Source organism: Anaerolineae bacterium (assembly GCA_035529315.1).
Taxonomy (GTDB): Bacteria; Desulfobacterota; Desulfobacteria; order Desulfobacterales; family ETH-SRB1; genus Desulfaltia.
The window spans coordinates 1-15,756 of sequence record DATKWZ010000001.1; the positions used below are offsets into that span (position 1 = coordinate 1).

General features: G+C 39.7%; 14 protein-coding genes and 1 tRNA gene. 6 read left to right on the forward strand and 9 right to left on the reverse strand.

Features of this window, described 5'->3' with window-relative positions; translation table 11 throughout:
- Nucleotides 1-252: 252 nt before the first annotated feature.
- Genes rpe through VMW78_00015 form a run of 3 tightly spaced genes read right to left on the reverse strand, consistent with a single transcriptional unit; the run spans nucleotide 253 to nucleotide 2,586 of the window.
- A complete protein-coding gene (rpe, locus tag VMW78_00005) occupies nucleotides 253-912 on the reverse strand; it encodes a ribulose-phosphate 3-epimerase (GenBank protein ID HUV49399.1) in 660 nt (219 codons plus the stop codon).
- A 26-nt stretch (nucleotides 913-938) separates the two neighbouring features.
- Nucleotides 939-1,907: a PASTA domain-containing protein gene (locus VMW78_00010; GenBank protein HUV49400.1), complete on the reverse strand. Its 969-nt coding sequence runs from the start codon at nucleotides 1,905-1,907 to the stop codon at nucleotides 939-941.
- Nucleotide 1,908: 1 nt separating this feature from the next.
- A complete protein-coding gene (locus tag VMW78_00015; protein ID HUV49401.1) occupies nucleotides 1,909-2,586 on the reverse strand; it encodes a hypothetical protein in 678 nt (225 codons plus the stop codon).
- A gap of 325 nt (nucleotides 2,587-2,911) precedes the next feature.
- Between VMW78_00015 and VMW78_00020 the strand changes: the two genes are divergently transcribed.
- Together VMW78_00020 and VMW78_00025 are read left to right on the forward strand one after the other, a co-directional pair.
- Entirely contained in the window at nucleotides 2,912-4,684 is a 1,773-nt protein-coding gene (locus VMW78_00020) for an aldehyde ferredoxin oxidoreductase family protein (GenBank protein HUV49402.1), read from the forward strand.
- Between the two features lie 322 nt (nucleotides 4,685-5,006).
- Nucleotides 5,007-5,735 carry an MBL fold metallo-hydrolase gene (locus VMW78_00025; GenBank protein HUV49403.1) on the forward strand — a complete coding sequence of 243 codons (729 nt, stop codon included), beginning with the start codon at nucleotides 5,007-5,009 and terminating at the stop codon, nucleotides 5,733-5,735.
- Here VMW78_00025 and VMW78_00030 read toward each other — a convergent pair.
- The gene (locus VMW78_00030) at nucleotides 5,730-6,413 is read right to left on the reverse strand and encodes a YkgJ family cysteine cluster protein (GenBank protein HUV49404.1); all 684 of its coding nucleotides are present in this window, start codon (nucleotides 6,411-6,413) and stop codon (nucleotides 5,730-5,732) included. The two genes, VMW78_00025 and VMW78_00030, sit on opposite strands and share 6 nt — an antisense overlap.
- A gap of 200 nt (nucleotides 6,414-6,613) precedes the next feature.
- Here VMW78_00030 and VMW78_00035 point away from each other — a divergent pair, with 200 nt between their 5' ends.
- Nucleotides 6,614-7,621: a J domain-containing protein gene (locus VMW78_00035; GenBank protein ID HUV49405.1), complete on the forward strand. Its 1,008-nt coding sequence runs from the start codon at nucleotides 6,614-6,616 to the stop codon at nucleotides 7,619-7,621.
- A 195-nt stretch (nucleotides 7,622-7,816) separates the two neighbouring features.
- A complete protein-coding gene (locus tag VMW78_00040) occupies nucleotides 7,817-8,437 on the forward strand; it encodes a class I SAM-dependent methyltransferase (protein HUV49406.1) in 621 nt (206 codons plus the stop codon).
- Between the two features lie 287 nt (nucleotides 8,438-8,724).
- Here VMW78_00040 and VMW78_00045 read toward each other — a convergent pair.
- The 5 genes from VMW78_00045 to VMW78_00065 form a co-directional block, all read right to left on the reverse strand.
- Nucleotides 8,725-8,800: transfer RNA gene (locus VMW78_00045), tRNA-Arg, on the reverse strand.
- Nucleotides 8,801-8,942: 142 nt separating this feature from the next.
- Complete coding sequence (locus VMW78_00050; GenBank protein HUV49407.1) at nucleotides 8,943-10,232, reverse strand: folylpolyglutamate synthase/dihydrofolate synthase family protein; 1,290 nt, start codon at nucleotides 10,230-10,232, stop codon at nucleotides 8,943-8,945.
- A 64-nt stretch (nucleotides 10,233-10,296) separates the two neighbouring features.
- Nucleotides 10,297-10,485 (reverse strand): 30S ribosomal protein S21, encoded by a 189-nt coding sequence (gene rpsU / locus VMW78_00055; GenBank protein ID HUV49408.1) that lies wholly within the window; start codon nucleotides 10,483-10,485, stop codon nucleotides 10,297-10,299.
- A gap of 234 nt (nucleotides 10,486-10,719) precedes the next feature.
- Nucleotides 10,720-11,394: an adenylate kinase gene (locus tag VMW78_00060; GenBank protein HUV49409.1), complete on the reverse strand. Its 675-nt coding sequence runs from the start codon at nucleotides 11,392-11,394 to the stop codon at nucleotides 10,720-10,722.
- Between the two features lie 453 nt (nucleotides 11,395-11,847).
- Nucleotides 11,848-13,224, reverse strand: coding sequence for a CCA tRNA nucleotidyltransferase (locus VMW78_00065; protein HUV49410.1), 1,377 nt, complete (start codon nucleotides 13,222-13,224; stop codon nucleotides 11,848-11,850).
- An 81-nt stretch (nucleotides 13,225-13,305) separates the two neighbouring features.
- Here VMW78_00065 and coaE point away from each other — a divergent pair, with 81 nt between their 5' ends.
- Together coaE and rho are read left to right on the forward strand one after the other, a co-directional pair.
- The gene (gene coaE, locus VMW78_00070) at nucleotides 13,306-13,926 is read left to right on the forward strand and encodes a dephospho-CoA kinase (protein HUV49411.1); all 621 of its coding nucleotides are present in this window, start codon (nucleotides 13,306-13,308) and stop codon (nucleotides 13,924-13,926) included.
- A gap of 582 nt (nucleotides 13,927-14,508) precedes the next feature.
- Nucleotides 14,509-15,756, forward strand: coding sequence for a transcription termination factor Rho (gene rho, locus VMW78_00075; protein ID HUV49412.1), 1,248 nt, complete (start codon nucleotides 14,509-14,511; stop codon nucleotides 15,754-15,756).

Here is a 15,756-nt window from a genome sequence, read left to right on the forward strand (position 1 = left end):
ACCTTGCTCGATTACAAGTTTAACGGCATCGATTTTAAATTGTTTCGAGTAGCTCTTTTTCTTCGTTGTCATTTTGCACCTCCAAAAGTTTTATTCTTATAACACACTTTTCGAGGTGTCCACTATACCTGTACCACTTCACTTCAAACTTTTTTCTGTTTCGTGCTTTCCTTATTTTGTGTTTTCGTGATTGTTTTTTAATTTTTTGCCGTAAAATCCACAAAATTTATTGTTAAGAAACTAAAACCTGAATTAGTTTCCTATTTTTTTCTTAAAACTTGCTATTGTTTTTTTATAATTAGGGCTTCCAAAAATCGCTGATCCAGCCACAAAGACGTCCGAACCCGCAATTGAAATATCTTCAATGTTTTCTTCGCACACCCCGCCATCTATTTGGATCAGGGTGGACAGGTTCCGCCCCTCAATCATGCTGCGCATGGTTCTGATCTTCTCGAGCGTGTTTGTTATAAATGTTTGCCCTCCGAATCCGGGGTTAACGCTCATTATTACCACAAGATCGACATATTCCAGAATCCAGTCTATTGATGAAATAGCTGTTGAGGGGTTTAGCGCTATTCCGGCACGGCAGCCGGATTCTTTTATCATCTGGATAGTTCTGTTTGCATGAACACATGCTTCAATGTGGATGGAAATCAGGTCTGCTCCGGCTTTTGCAAAATCCGGAATGTAGCGGTCAGGCGCTTCTATCATCAGATGCACGTCTATGGGCAGCGATGTAGCACTGCTTGCCGCTTTAACGATTAATGGCCCCATTGTTATGTTTGGGACAAAATGACCATCCATAACATCAACATGTATCCAGTCTGCCCCTGCATCTTCAACAGATCTTATTTCATCTCCGAGCTTTGAAAAATCGGCAGATAGTATTGAAGGCGCAATAAGTTTCTTCATTATCATATCTCCTGAAGTTTGTTCTATTATGAGTCAAAAACCTGAGTTTTAACCAGTTTATTGTTTTCATATAGAAGAATGGTTGAATCATGATTTTTGGGGACTATCAGCAAGATTTCTTCACCGGGTTTTGCAAAGTTATCAAAAAGATCAATTGAAAGCCCGGAGCTGTTTAAGTGTACAAGAATATGTCTTTTTAGAAATCCGTTACTTAAGCTGTATCTGAAAATGCTTGCCCCTTTTTCAGCATGCAAATATGGCTCTTTTATCCGGTCGTGTTTTTGGTTTATGATAATATTTATAAATGTACCCTCTACAACCCGATGTCCATATAACGGTTCCTGGCCGACAACGACATTTTTTGGTTTGTCTTCACGGGGATAAAATTTAATTTCTCCAAGTAATAGATTGTTTTTTTCAATTAAAAATATTGCATCCTCAAGAGAAAGCCCTTTTAGATCAAGCATCTTATATGCTTTTGGCCGCATACCACCGCTTACAAGAATATCTACATGTGCGCCACGCTTAATAATGCTGCCATGGGGGGCGGACTGGCCGACAATTTCCTCTTTTTTAATATTTTTACTATATATTGTCGATAATTCTCCTGAATGCAATCCGTTTTCTTCAAGAATTATTCGTGCCTGCTGAATGGAAAGACCTTGAAGATTAGGCATTGAAATAGTTTTTGTTCCTTTTGAAATAATTATTCTGACATCACGCCCAATTTTTATTTCCGAGCCTGGTTCGGGTTCCTGAAAGATTACATAGTCTGCTGGAATATCTGAGCTGTATTCAGACCCCTTGATTTTTACATTAAGTTTAAGGTCTGTTAAAATTTCAAGAGCATACAATACTTTTTTTCCGACAAGAGCAGGGACGACAACCGTGTCTTCACTCTTAATAATGAGTGTGAGAGTAACATAGGCAGATACTACGATGATAATGATTAATGCGATAATGAAGGTTGAAATTTTTACAATTCGTGTGATCACTTCAATAGCCGGTATACATATTAGCAGGTTGCAAAATCTTTGTGTCTACCTCTTCCCTGATAGGTTGGAATTCAATCCTCAGGTATGTTGCAAACGCGATTCTAAAAAACTCTGTTGCCCTGCGTCTGAGTTTTAGAAAATCATCGGTCTTGATCCTATGTGTTTTTCTGATTTCTTCAAGCTTTTTTATATGTTCGGCCTTTTCTATTTCCCTGCCGTCAAGACCATATTGGACGACCTTTAAGCCAAGGGCGAAGAGATCTTTAATTGCCTCAAAATATTTTTCTTTAAATTCTACATAGTGAATTAGACTGTCGCCCCAAAAATCGGGATTTTCGATCCGGCTTTCCGTGGTTTGTCGAAAATTATCGGATGGTATGAGGGATTCAAGGAGACTGTAAATTTTTTTTAAAATCGGTTTAACAAGCGCTGTATTGCCGGCCATTGGAAATACCAGCTCGTTCATGATTTCCTGAAATTCAATACTGAGTCGTTCACATTCATAAGACAGGGCTTGACCGAGCTTTTCCATTCGATTTTCATCTACCTTGTTTTCTTGCGGCTGAATATCCGGAAGCTCGGAGTGTTCATTAATTGAGCGAAATATTAAAAAGTTAGCCATTATAGATACAATATACAATAGCCCTGATGCGTTATTTATATCAATATCTCGTTTCAATAAGAAGCCCTTGATTTCCGTTGTCATTGGGTGTTTTTTTGCTGTTTGAGATTGGTTTTTTGCTCTTTCTTGTTTAAATCGACTTTTTCTTCCCATAATTTATCCCCAATCTCCCCAATCTGGATTAATCTGAACCGCAATAGCGAGCGCATTCCCCGTAGCTTGCTGCCGGGTTAGCAAGCGAATCCTCAATTTATCGCAACTTGTTATTTACAACTATCAAAAAAGACTGTTACTGTCAATTATGTTGGGCTGTTTATGTTCGGCATAAAAATGTTTTTGTTTTTTTTCATGAAATATTCGGGTTAGCGGCAGGAGGATTAGCATGTATGGTTTTTATGGCAGGATTTTAAAGGTCGATCTTTCCACGGAAAGATTTAATATAACAACAATAGACGAGAAAATTTATTGTAGATATCTTGGCGGAAAGGGGCTTGCTTCTTATCTTCTTTATACTCTTAATCCTGAAGGGGTTGACCCTCTTTCTCCTGCCAACTGCCTGATTTTTGCAACCGGCCCTGTTACCGGAAGTGTTATATGGGGTTCGAGCAGATACGGGGTTTTTACCAAATCACCTCAGACAGGCCTTTATTCAGAATCCTACTCAGGAGGCAGAGTGCCGGAAGCCATTGATTCAACAGGATTTGACGCTATTGTTATTGTGGGTAAAAGTAAGAAGCCAGCTGTTCTGGAAGTACACCCTGAAGGGGCTGTTTTTCACGATGCCGGTGATATATGGGGAATGGAAACTTATGAAGCAGAAGATGCTGTTAATCATCGGTTTGGAATCGCCGGAAGTAAAAGAAAAAAGACAGGTTCAGTAGTAATAGGGCCTGCCGGCGAAAAGCTTGTTTGCTTTGCTGTTATCGAAAACGACTACTGGCGTTCTGCCGGAAGGACCGGAGTGGGAACGGTCATGGGATCAAAAAATCTCAAGGCAGTAGTTTTTAAAGGCGATAAAAGGCGTTTGCTTTTTGATAAAGAGAATATCAAACCCTTTTCAAGGCAGGTTGCGGAAAAATCAAGGGATAATCCGTCGGTTCTGGCTTTCAAATCCTGGGGGACTCCAAACATGGTCAGGACCGCTAATTTGGCCGGGGCATTTCCAACAAGATACTGGGCGCAGGGATTTTTTGACGGATGGGAAAATATCAGCTCACAGGCGCTGCATGAGCGCTGTAGCGTTACACCTCATGCCTGCCCCAAATGTTTTATTTCATGCGGAAGGATGACCACGGTTGTCAGCGGCCGCCATGCAGGGCTTAAGATCGAAGGGCCTGAATACGAGACTATCTATGCCTTTGGCGGCCTTTGCCTGATTGACAGTATCGAGGAAATCGCTTATTTAAACGATATTTGCGACAGGCTTGGTATGGACACAATAACAGCCGGCAACCTTTGCGGGTTTACAATCGAAGCTGCAAGAAAGAAAAGCATAGAATTTCATATAGATTATGGCGATGTAGACGGCATTGCCGGTTTGCTTAAAATGATTGCAAAAAGAGAAGGGATCGGGGATGTTCTTGCAAGGGGGATTAGATATGCCGCAAAAGAATGGAACCTGGAGGATTTGGCAGTTCATGTTAAGGGCCTTGAGCCGCCAGGATATGATCCAAGAAGCCTTAAGGGAAGCGGGCTTGGTTTTGCGGTATCTGACAGGGGCGCATGCCATTTAAGAGCAAACTTCCATAATCCGGAATTAACCGGCCTGATCGATCCTGCTGTTATTAAAGACAAAGCAAAGCTCTTTGTTGATTTCGAGGATCGTCTGACCCTCATGGATGTCCTGATACTGTGCCGGTTTTACAAAGACCAGTGTTCCTGGGAAGGGCTGAGCCGGCTCATTCAAATTACAACAGGGTTAAAGGAAAGCAAAGAGTCTCTTCAGAAAAGAGCTGCGGAAATAAAGAACCTGATCCGTTGTTTTAATATTCGTGAAGGCATGAGGCCGGAGGATGACAATCTTCCCAGTCGTTTATACAAAAAGTTTAATAAAACCAAAAGCAGAATAACTGAAGATGAGCTCAAGGCCATGCTGAAGGATTACTATAACCTTAGAGGATGGGATCAAAACGGTCTGCCGAAAGTTAAACAATAACTCAAGGTTTGCACCCTTATTATTTATTAAAGCCCTTAACCCTACTAAGGCGGATAAAACGGTAATGGCCAAAATAAATTTTTAAAGCGAAATATTATTTCTTAAGCTTCGACAACGGCACCGATAACAAACATCAAGACAATACTTGAAACAAGGTATGAGTTTAGCAAGTTATATATCCTTTGTGCCTGTTCTTGGCACAAGTCATGGAGTGCTGGTTAAAAAAGACAGATAAATCATTTTTGCTTGAAAAATTGAATTTGGCTCCTTTACCGCCTTGACTTTGATAGAAATCAAGAGTGCGAAATTTGAGTAATAAAAAATGATTACTAAAACGCAAAAGCTTTCCGGTGACCGTGCTATCCATCAGTTCAGAGGCAAAACCAGCAATATTTATATTGTTGAGGCTAACAGGGAAGATGCTACATTCCTTATTGACTGCGGAATGCCGTCCGATGCAGAGGTTTTATTTGACACTTTAAAGCGATTGCCGGAGTTGAGGCGCATTGTTTGCACACACTTTCATGTGGATCATGTTGCAGGATGGATCAATCTTAAAAAAGTCTTCAAAAACTGCGAAATCTGGTTTCACGAAAGGGCAAAACCTTTTGTTGCAGGCCGCAGACGCATCCCTTGTCCTTCATTTGGCGATTATATTAAAATACTCCTGCCGTGTATGAAAGAGTATGGTTATTCCCCGAAGTTTGGTGATCTGTTTAATGGCGGGCTGTATGGCACGCCGTTTAAAAAAGGATTTCCCCTGGATCGAGTCGAATTCTTTGCAAATGAACAAAAAGTGCTGCCGGGCTTTATTACAATACAGACTTCTGGTCACAGACCCGGCTCGGTCTCCTTTTTTGACCCTGACAGCGGAATACTTGTTTCCGGAGACTTCATTGTGGTGATTCAGGATAAGCTTGTAAACAATTCATTTGTGGCAAGCAGGAAGGATCAGAAAAATTCAATCGATAAAATCAAGCAGATGAATGGTATAAAGTTTATCTATCCAGGGCATGGTTATTGTCGGCGGTTCAATGCGGATGAATTATAATTTTGAGGATATATTTAATGATTTAAGATAATACCTGTTGTCTTTATGTTTTACCTGCAAGTTATACATTTTGATTGTTTCAGTTAAAGGACGGCCAAACATAAAATCAATCATATCAGGGTTTATTCCAGCCTTTTCAGCAAGCAAAGGGCGCAGATGAATGTCATATCGGATAATATCGAGTATGTCTTCAACGGCCTTATTTTTTTTATCACAATTTAATTGACTTACAAACCCGCTGACCTTTTTATATGAGCACCGGGCCTGATGATCTTCGATCAGATTCCACAGTCCATTGATTTTTGATAACAGGTCTTTACGGGTCAGCCGGTTTTTTGAATAGATCCTTTCTAATTCTTCAGTATCCCAGCATTTAAGGGCTCTGCATTCAATCGGCCTGTTCTTATATATTTTGCAGTTATTATCATCTTCGTTGAAAAAGATGCACATCCATGAATGCTTGCCCCCTTTTATTTTTATTATGTCGGTGGTTGCCGTCAGAAACCGGCCTTGAACATTATCAAAGACAGGTTCACCCTCTCTGATAGTATAAATATATTTTGATAAAATAATACCCTTTTCAATCAGGTTCTTATCTTCAATGTGAAAACATGGTCCCCCTTTTTTGCAACAGGTTCCACATCGGTTACAATTAGATTGTTTAGGTGCCGATACCATAAAATTATCATAGCAAAATAAATGCTGGTTTACAATTGTCGTCCTGTTTAATTTTGCATAACATGGTGTAATTTGTTAATGTATAAAAAATGTTTTTTTTGACGGGATTTACCGGGCATTTCGCGGCTTCGTCATTTTCGCCTGCCGACGCCTGAGGCAGCATTCAGCTTATGTGCCGGCATCTCTGGAGATAAAACGATTTGTATCTTGCTTTAAAAACGATCAAAGGGGAAACTCATTATTTTATCAGGGAATCCTATCGTGACGGGACATGCCTGCGGAACCGCGATCTGTTTGATTTAGGGACAGACCCATCTCAATATATTATTTATCCTGGAGGAAATGCATTCTATGTCGATGAAACACTTGATGACAGACTCCGGACTTTAAGCTGTAATTATTCTGTTTATGATCTTGACGATCTTTTCTGGCCTTTTTTAAAGCCTGAAATCAGAGCCGCGCTTTCACCGTGTCGTCACAGGGGAGAAATATCGAGAGGGAAAAGAGCCGATAAAGAAAAAGAGGAAAAAACGCTGACAGAGATTCATCTTTTCGACAAGCGGAGAGTTCATTATTTAAAGTTCGGCCATATAGACCAGGGAAGAATTGGACTTGTGTCCCCCAAGCTGTTTAATAGGCTCATAAACAAATCAAGGGATGAGCTCGAACAATACTTTATGGACACGGAGAGGTCTCTTGATAGATCAGAATTCAAGCTATATGTTTATGTAATTTTTGATCTGCAGAAGTATTTTACTGAGTTGATAGCAAAATCAATGCCCCAGGGCCTTAATCAAAACAAGATTGATCAATATTTCCTCGAAGAAATATGCCTGCTGAACAAGGACAGCTCTTTCTGGAGCGGAATGGATACAGAGGGGAACCTGGACGAATATCTGATCAGGTATGTTATTATGTTTTTTGATAGCGAATATGGCAGGAGTTCTTTCCTGGACGACTATATCCGCGACTACATGAACAGCAAAAGAGGTTATGTTCCTCCACGCAGAAGCGCTTCGGTAATTTTAGAGGAGGCAAGTACAATATTTGGTGTAAAAAAGGATGCACTGAGAAAAATAAGCAAAAAGGGTTTAACCCGTATATACCGGCAAATGGCCCAAAAACTGCATCCCGACAAAGGGGGAGAAAAGGAAAAATTTGTCAAATTGTCGGAAGCATATAATGAATTGTTGAAAAGCAAAACATAACGGCTTACATCACACAAAGTAAGGTATCAGGATATGTTCAGCCCACCTGTTTCTTTCGGAGTTTGTGTAAGAATATGGAGAAAATTAATATTAACTCCTTGACGATGTAAACTCATAAGCTGAGGAACGTCCGATAGATTCCGCAGTATTTCGAGTTAGCTTTTATACGAGCAAGCCTATAAATAAAGGAAATTTATGAAATCAAACAGCAAACATTGGGATGAAATATTTTCCAAAACAGAAGATGCAAAGTTGGGGTGGTATGAAAAGGACACTTCTCAGACATTTAAGTTGTTGCATAAAATTCCTGATTGGGAAAAAGCCACAGTATTCCTTCCTGGTGCCGGCACGTCTGTTCTCATAGAAAATCTTATTTCCAGGGGGATCAAACTGATTCTTAATGACATTAGCAATGAAGCCTTAAATCTGGTCAGGCAAAGATTGCAAGACAAATGTGAAAAAATTGATTGGCTTTGCCAAGATATTGCTCAGCCGATCAAAGGGTCCATACCGGAAGTCGATATATGGATTGATAGGGCTGTTTTACATTTTTTAACCAATGAATATGATATCAAAGGGTATTTTGAAAATTTAAAATCAATGCTGAAATCAGGTGGTCATGCCATATTTGCAGAATTCTCAATGATAGGTGCGCCCAAATGTGCGGGTTTGACGCTCCACAGGTACTCTATTGATGAATTGTCGAAAAACTTGGGCTCATCTTTTAAAATTGTGTCTCATTTTGACCATACGTACATAAATCCTTCCGGTGATCCAAGACCATATATTTATGCTCTCTTCAAAAGAGAAAAGTAAAACCATTTGCAACGGCATTAACTTTGTTACCCCATGATTCTATCCGAAGTGGCCACAGTTCTTTATATTTCTTGCGATTATTACTGTCTGCATGAGGATGGTCCCAGCGTTCCCCCCGGTTATTGGAATACTTGTCTATCTTTTCAAAGCATTTCGGGAAATCCTTAATAATATAATTTTCGTCAAAGGTATTAAATCTAATAATTATATGCCAATGTGGGCTGTTTTTCAGCGGTGATGTATCGTGAAAAGCCTGTGCTTGCCTGTCAAATTTCTCTTGTGATAAATGGTGCGCCCGGCTGGATTTGAACCAGCGGCTTTCAGCTCCGGAGGCTGACGCTCTATCCCCTGAGCTACGGGCGCATATTTTTGAAGCTCCTCGCCGCACGCGGACGGGGTGTTTTCGACCGTAAGGAAGCTTGCTGTTTTTGGATTCGCTTGCTAACTCCGCCGCAAGCAGCGGGGAATGAGCTCGCTTTTGCGGTTCAAAGATCTTACATGATAATTATTTAATTAGCGATGATAAGTCAAGAGCCTCTTTTGCTTCTCCAACAAGGTATAGAGAGCCCGCGATGCAAATCGCATCATTAACGGATGTTGTTTTAATTGCATGCTTAATGGCTTTGCCGACGTCAGGGATAATCTCTATATCCTGAATGATTTTCTTTGCTGCGGGAAATAATCTTTCCGGAGATAAAGCTCGATCAACCTTAGGGCGGGTTAATATTGCCTTGCTGCAAAGAGGGAGAAGGCAGGCAAGCATTGCAGCATAAGGTTTGTCGTCCAGTATGCCTGTAACAAGTGTTATCTTCCGTTTAGCCAGATTTTCGGACATAAATTTTGCCAGATAACGGGTGGCGATTAAATTATGTGCTCCGTCAAGGAGGATGAGCGGAGAGGAGGAGACTATTTCCAGTCTTCCGGGCCATCTGTTTTGCGCAAGACCATCTTTGATATTCTGGAAGGAAAGGTTTGCTTTATTCTGGTTGAGTATTTCGCATGCGGCCAGGACAATGGCTGCATTGTCAATCTGGTAGCTGCCGAGCAGACCTGTGCGCATATTTCTCCATACTGTGTTAATACCAAAGTAGGAAAAGCTTTTATCTTTATTTCGCCTGATACGGAATTCATTGCCTAGGCGATAAAAAGGGGCGGATTGTTTTGCGGCCATCTTTTTTAACACCGAGATTGCTTTTTTTTGTTTTACGCCGGCAATAACAGGAACCGATTTTTTTATTATGCCCCCTTTTTCACCTGTTATTTGCGCTATGGTGCTTCCCAGATATTTTTTATGTTCAACAGATATATTGGATATTATAGAAATGACCGGTTTTATAATATTTGTTGCATCAAGCCTTCCTCCCATGCCTGTTTCTATGACAGCCCAGTCAACCTTTTGCCTGCTGAATTCATAAAAGGCCATTGCGGTTGTTAATTCAAAAAAGGTTGCTTCAAGGTCGTTTGGTATAACCTTATTTACAGCCTTATAAGATTCTACAACTTTTTTGTCTGAGACAGGGATGTTGTTTATGCGGATCCTTTCATTAAACTTTACAAGGTGAGGTGAAGTATACAGGCCGACTTTATATCCGGATAGTTGCAGAATTGAGGAAAGAGCAGAGGCGATTGATCCTTTTCCGTTTGTTCCGGCTACATGTATGCATGAAAAACCATCCTGCGGATTATTTAGGCTTTTTAGAATGCCTGTGATGGTTGAAAGACCTAATTTTATCCCGAAATTTCCGAGGCTATTCATAGCCTTCATGCAATTAATATAAGAATCTTTTAGATGCATATTAATAAAAAAAACCCGGCAGAATTAATATTCATGCCGGGTTGATTTTCCATATAAATTTGTATTATCTATATCTCGAAGCTGTAATTCTTCGCCTTCTTAAGGCTTCACGCTGTTTACGACGTTTGTGCTCACTCGGCTTTTCATAGTTTTTTTTGAGTTTTAATCTTTTAAAAAGCCCGTCGTTTTGAATTTTTTTTTTCAAAATTCGCATAGCCTTTTCAATATCATTATCGAAAACTTTGACCTGAATTTCCTTCAAACTCCTCGCCCCCTTCTTTCCATCAGATGATTTAAGATGAGACCTTTGTAAAAAAGACCCTTAAATCATGAATATTTTTTGATGGTTATTAAACATTTAATTTTTTTGAATTAGATAATATAAATTAAAATATATCGTTAAGCAAGAAAAATATTTCCTGTAAACACAAAACATCAAACACAGGGCAAGAAATTGAAGAGTCTTCTCGCACGGTTAGGCTTGTTTTTACAGCTTTGAAACAAGCTCTGCAGTAACATTCCCTACGCTTGGTTTGCCGTCAAGCGTTATATATTTAATAGAGTCGTTTTTAGCGGCAAGATCTTTAAAATAGTAAGATGCTGCAAGTGTGCCGTTTTCGGTGTTATAGTAAATACCGTGTCGTTTGCTGATGGCGGTTTCATCCTGATCGTCTGCTCTTTCGCTTAATCCACCTCCGCACACTCTGCATTTGTCTCCATCAGGTTTAATGGCATCAATATAAATGTTGTTTGGATGGTTGTTGTTATTAACACAGAGCCTGCGGCCCATGATCCTGTTTTTGGCAATTTCGCGGTCAAGAATAATTTCTACGACAATATCGAGTTTCATATTTGCTTTTTTAAGAGATTCGTCCAGCTTTATGGCCTGAGTTTTATTTCTCGGAAACCCGTCAAGAAGCCATCCGTTTTTGCAGTCATCCTTTTGCAGGCGGTCAAGTATCATGGGTATGGTGATTTCATCAGGCACCAGATCTCCTCTGTCGATATATCCCTTGGCTTTTGTGCCAAGTTCTGTTCCACCTTTGATGTTTTCACGAAAAATAGCGCCTGATTCAATATGAGGAGTGTTGTATTTATCCTTTAAAATAGCTCCCTGAGTTCCCTTGCCGCTGCCGTTTGGCCCAAAAAACAAAATGTTCATCAAATTCTCCTTTCTCAATTATAATTAGGTTCTTTAAGATAGTTCGCTGATATTCTGATTTAATTTTTAATTTTCAAAGGTCTCAGATTCAGTTCGTCATCTTTAACTTTACTATTAAAATAGCTATGTTTTGTCAAGAGTTGATGAATCTGATAAATTTAATTTTATCAGAAATTTACAAACTCATTATAAGCTTGACTTGAGGCATCGGACAATTAAATTTAAGAACGGCTGAAACTCGCGCATAAGTGACCCTAAAGAAAGAACTTAGAGCAATCCTTTCATAAAAAGCCAGGCTAAAGTCGGTATTATCCGACTCATAGAAAATTTTATTAAGTCGTCGTTCTTTCTTAACGCTCACTAATACGCTCAAACAGTCAGCTGTTTTAAATCTAAGTGTCCACCACCTCAAGCTGCTAACAGGTTGTTTTTTTGAGTTTGTAAATTTCTGTTTTACAGGTTTGTCAAAAAATTTTTTACCAGGCCGAGGGCTTCCTGTTTGGTGTTGATTTTATCAGACAGCCTTTCTTCTTGAACAATCTTCAGTATTTTTTTAAATAAAGGCGAAGGTGTCAGGCCGAACTCATGAATCAGGTCGTAACCTGTTATAAGGGACGGCTTTGTTCTCCCCGGCATAAAATCCGAAAAAAAATCGTGGAGCATGGTTTTTGCAAATTCGATAAACGCCGCGTCCCTTACATTCTCTTTGTTACATTTTCCTTGAATATCGGCGATTGTATGAAGCAATAAAGCAGGGGCATTATCGCCACATTTTATAAAGAATCGTGTTATACTTTTTTTGGGCAGCATTTTTTTCTGATGAGATATAAAAAGAAATAACGATCTTATATGGTTGCGGACAATAAAATCTATATAATATCTTTCATTAGTTGAAAGTTTCAGCCTTTTGCTGATTTTGTTTGCCATATCGGCTCCCTTTTTACCGTGCCCGTAAAAATGAATATTGCCCTGGCTGTCGATGCTTTGCGCAACAGGCTTTCCTATATCATGCAGAAGTATTGCGAATTTTAGAAGATATCCTTTGTTATTGTTAAGCTGGTTTATGTTTTGGTTATATATTTCAGGCATATACTCCGAATAATCATTAAGGATTTTTTCAAGACAGCAAAAAGCCTTCATTGTATGGTCAAAAACATCATAAGAATGATACCTGTTTTGCATGCATCCTTTTAATGCGTGGAGTTCGGGGAAGATTTCACTAAGAAGTCCGGAGCTAGCCATTTGGGATAGATAGTAATATGCTTTATACGATCGGAGTATCTTGAAAAGTTCTGCCCTGACCCGTTCTCCGGCTGAGTTTTTAATAAGCCCTGCATCTTTTTTAATTGCGCAAACTGTTTGCGGATCGATTTTAAAATCAAGCAATGCACATATCCTGTATGCCCTTATCATTCGTATCGGATCCCTTATAAAGGCCTGTTTTGATACCATGCGAATTTTTTTGTCGGCAAGGTCCTGTATGCCGCCGAGCGGGTCGATAATTCTCCCTGAAGATAAAGAGTATGCTAAGGCATTGATTGTGAAATCTCTTTTATTAAGGTCATCTTCAATCGAGGCGTCATTTATTGATGAAATATCAAAAATTTTATTGCCTGAGACCACACGGATTATCATCCGCCCTGGTTTTCCCATCCTGACAATCCGGCCTGATGTTTTAGAGGCAATATTTTTTGCGAATTGTTCTGGATTTCCTAAAACAGCGATGTCATAATCAATTGGAGATAATCCTAAAAGAAGATCTCTGATTGAACCGCCGACAAGATATGCGTTTTTTGTTTTGGGAATAATATTTGAATTGATTTGAATCATAAGCCTATTAAATTTAACATATCTTAAAATTTAATTTTTTTCAATGAGCCATAATAAACAAAAAAAATCGGGTAAAAATCTATGCTTAAAATTGCCGTGACAGGCTGCGCCGGTTCCGGCAAAACATCTGTTTGCAACCGTTTTAAAGAGTTGGGTGTAAAGGTCATAAGCTCAGACATCCTCGCAAGAGAAGCGGTTGCAGAGGGTTCGCCTGCTTATAATAAGGTTGTTAATTACTTCGGTAAAAAAGTGTTAACAGAGGATGGCGGTTTAAATCGTCGAATGCTGCGCAGAATTATCATTAATGATAATTCTGCAAGAGAGTCTCTTGAGAGCTTTGTGCACCCTGAAATAATAAAACTGATGCATTCACAGATGATTAAAGCAGAAAAGGATGGGAACCATGTTGTGCTGGTAGAGGTTCCGCTTCTTTTTGAGTTAGGCTTAGAGGGTTGCTTTAATGTGGTTATTGCTGTAATCGCAGGTCGTAAACTGCGTGTAAAAAGGCTTATGGATCGTGATGATGTTTCCCGCGAAGATGCCGAAGCCCTCTTGAACCATCAATTACCGGATGAAGATAAAGCAAGGCGGGCTGAATTTGTAATAAAAAATGACGGTTCATTCGCCCGGATGATACGATCTGTTGATCATCTTTACAAAGATCTGGTTCAAAAATATGTAAAAGAGTTTGAAAGTACTTGACAAATACAAAATTATAATTTAGCCTTTTTAGAATTAAAGCAATTGAATTTGCTTGTTGGAGAGAATGCCTCAGTTAATTCCTTCAGTTAAGACCTTTGATTTACTCCCATTTTAAAGCCTTTGATAGATTCTGTTTGATTTTTGCATATGATATATAGAAGATTATATGTTGTGATATTTAATTTGAGATCTTTGCAAAAAACCGTCTTTTGCCTAATTAGTGTTTTAGTAAAGCGTCTATGTCAGGCTCAAGTATAATTTTGAGCTTTCAAATTTTAATTGTGAATGAAGAAGAAACTAGATTTTATGAATAACCCTGTAGCAAGCTAAAGTCCCGCTTTTGCGCGGGATTCGACCGCAAGGAAGTTGGCTGTTTTTAGATTTGCTCGCTAACCCCCTACCTCTGAAGCGGGACTACAGGGGATGCGCTCGCTATTGCGGTTCAAAATTTTCCATGTATTCCTCTGGTTATACGATGGGCAGGAGCCCCTCCTTAAACAGAAAAAACAGAGCAGAAAAAATTGAGTATTTTTCAACGGTTTCAAATAAGAAGGATAAAATATTTTGAGAGGTAATGATTCGATGAATGTAGTTAAACTAAAAGACAAGAAAATAAATGAACTTATGGAGATGGCAAAAAAATTTCAGATTGAGGGCGCTGCTGGAATGAGGAAGCAGGAACTTATTTTTGCATTACTTCAGGCACAGATTGAGAAAAACGGGCAGATATTTGGAGAAGGCACACTGGAGATACTGCCTGACGGTTTTGGATTTTTAAGAGCGCCTGATTACAACTATTTGCCGGGGCCTGATGACATATATGTATCTCCATCACAAATACGTCGATTCAATCTCAGGACCGGCGATACCATATCAGGGCAGATCCGCCAGCCCAAGGAAACCGAGCGGTATTTCGCATTATTAAAGGTCGAGGCCGTTAATTATGAAGATCCGGAAAAGGCCAGGGATAAAATACTTTTTGACAACCTGACCCCGCTTTATCCGGACAGGAAGATGAATCTTGAAAACTCTTTCGATAATTATTCTATGCGTATTATGGACCTTATGACTCCAATCGGGTTTGGCCAGAGAGGGCTGATCGTTTCGCCGCCCAGATCAGGGAAAACAATGCTGCTGCAAAATATTGCAAACAGCATTATAGCGAGTCACAAAGATATTATTCCGTTTGTGCTCCTTATTGATGAACGGCCCGAAGAGGTTACCGATATGGCGAGATCGGTAGATGCTGAAGTTATCAGCTCAACCTTTGATGAACCTGCTGAAAGACATGTCCAGGTTGCTGAAATGGTTATTGAAAAAGCAAAAAGATTAGTAGAACATAAAAAAAATGTGGTTATCCTTCTTGACAGCATAACCAGGCTGGCGCGGGCTTATAATTCCGTTATGCCGCCAAGCGGGAAGATCCTGTCAGGCGGGGTTGATTCAAATGCGCTTCAGCGTCCCAAACGTTTTTTTGGGGCTGCCAGAAACATTGAGGAGGGCGGAAGCCTGACTATTATTGCAACTGCTTTAATTGATACAGGAAGTCGCATGGACGAAGTTATTTTTGAAGAATTCAAGGGCACTGGAAACCTGGAGCTTGTATTAGATCGCAGACTTTCCGACAAACGGCTGTTCCCTGCGATTGACATCAAGAAATCGGGCACACGGAAAGAAGAATTACTTCTTGATAAGGAAACACTTGCCCGCGTATGGATATTGAGAAAAGTTCTTTCTTCATTAAATCCTGTTGACAGTTTGGAGTTTTTGCTTGAAAAAATGAGCGGAACAAAGGATAATAAATCATTTTTGGCTGCTATGAATGCATAA

Excerpts from the sequence above, each read along its gene's own strand:
- rpe (HUV49399.1), bottom strand. The coding sequence starts at position 912 with ATGAAGAAACTTATTGCGCCTTCAATACTATCTGCCGATTTTTCAAAG.
- VMW78_00020 (HUV49402.1), top strand. The coding sequence starts at position 2,912 with ATGTATGGTTTTTATGGCAGGATTTTAAAGGTCGATCTTTCCACGGAA.
- VMW78_00025 (HUV49403.1), top strand. The coding sequence starts at position 5,007 with ATGATTACTAAAACGCAAAAGCTTTCCGGTGACCGTGCTATCCATCAG.
- VMW78_00030 (HUV49404.1), bottom strand. The coding sequence starts at position 6,413 with ATGGTATCGGCACCTAAACAATCTAATTGTAACCGATGTGGAACCTGT.
- VMW78_00040 (HUV49406.1), top strand. The coding sequence starts at position 7,817 with ATGAAATCAAACAGCAAACATTGGGATGAAATATTTTCCAAAACAGAA.
- VMW78_00050 (HUV49407.1), bottom strand. The coding sequence starts at position 10,232 with ATGCATCTAAAAGATTCTTATATTAATTGCATGAAGGCTATGAATAGC.
- VMW78_00060 (HUV49409.1), bottom strand. The coding sequence starts at position 11,394 with ATGAACATTTTGTTTTTTGGGCCAAACGGCAGCGGCAAGGGAACTCAG.
- VMW78_00065 (HUV49410.1), bottom strand. The coding sequence starts at position 13,224 with ATGATTCAAATCAATTCAAATATTATTCCCAAAACAAAAAACGCATAT.
- coaE (HUV49411.1), top strand. The coding sequence starts at position 13,306 with ATGCTTAAAATTGCCGTGACAGGCTGCGCCGGTTCCGGCAAAACATCT.
- rho (HUV49412.1), top strand. The coding sequence starts at position 14,509 with ATGAATGTAGTTAAACTAAAAGACAAGAAAATAAATGAACTTATGGAG.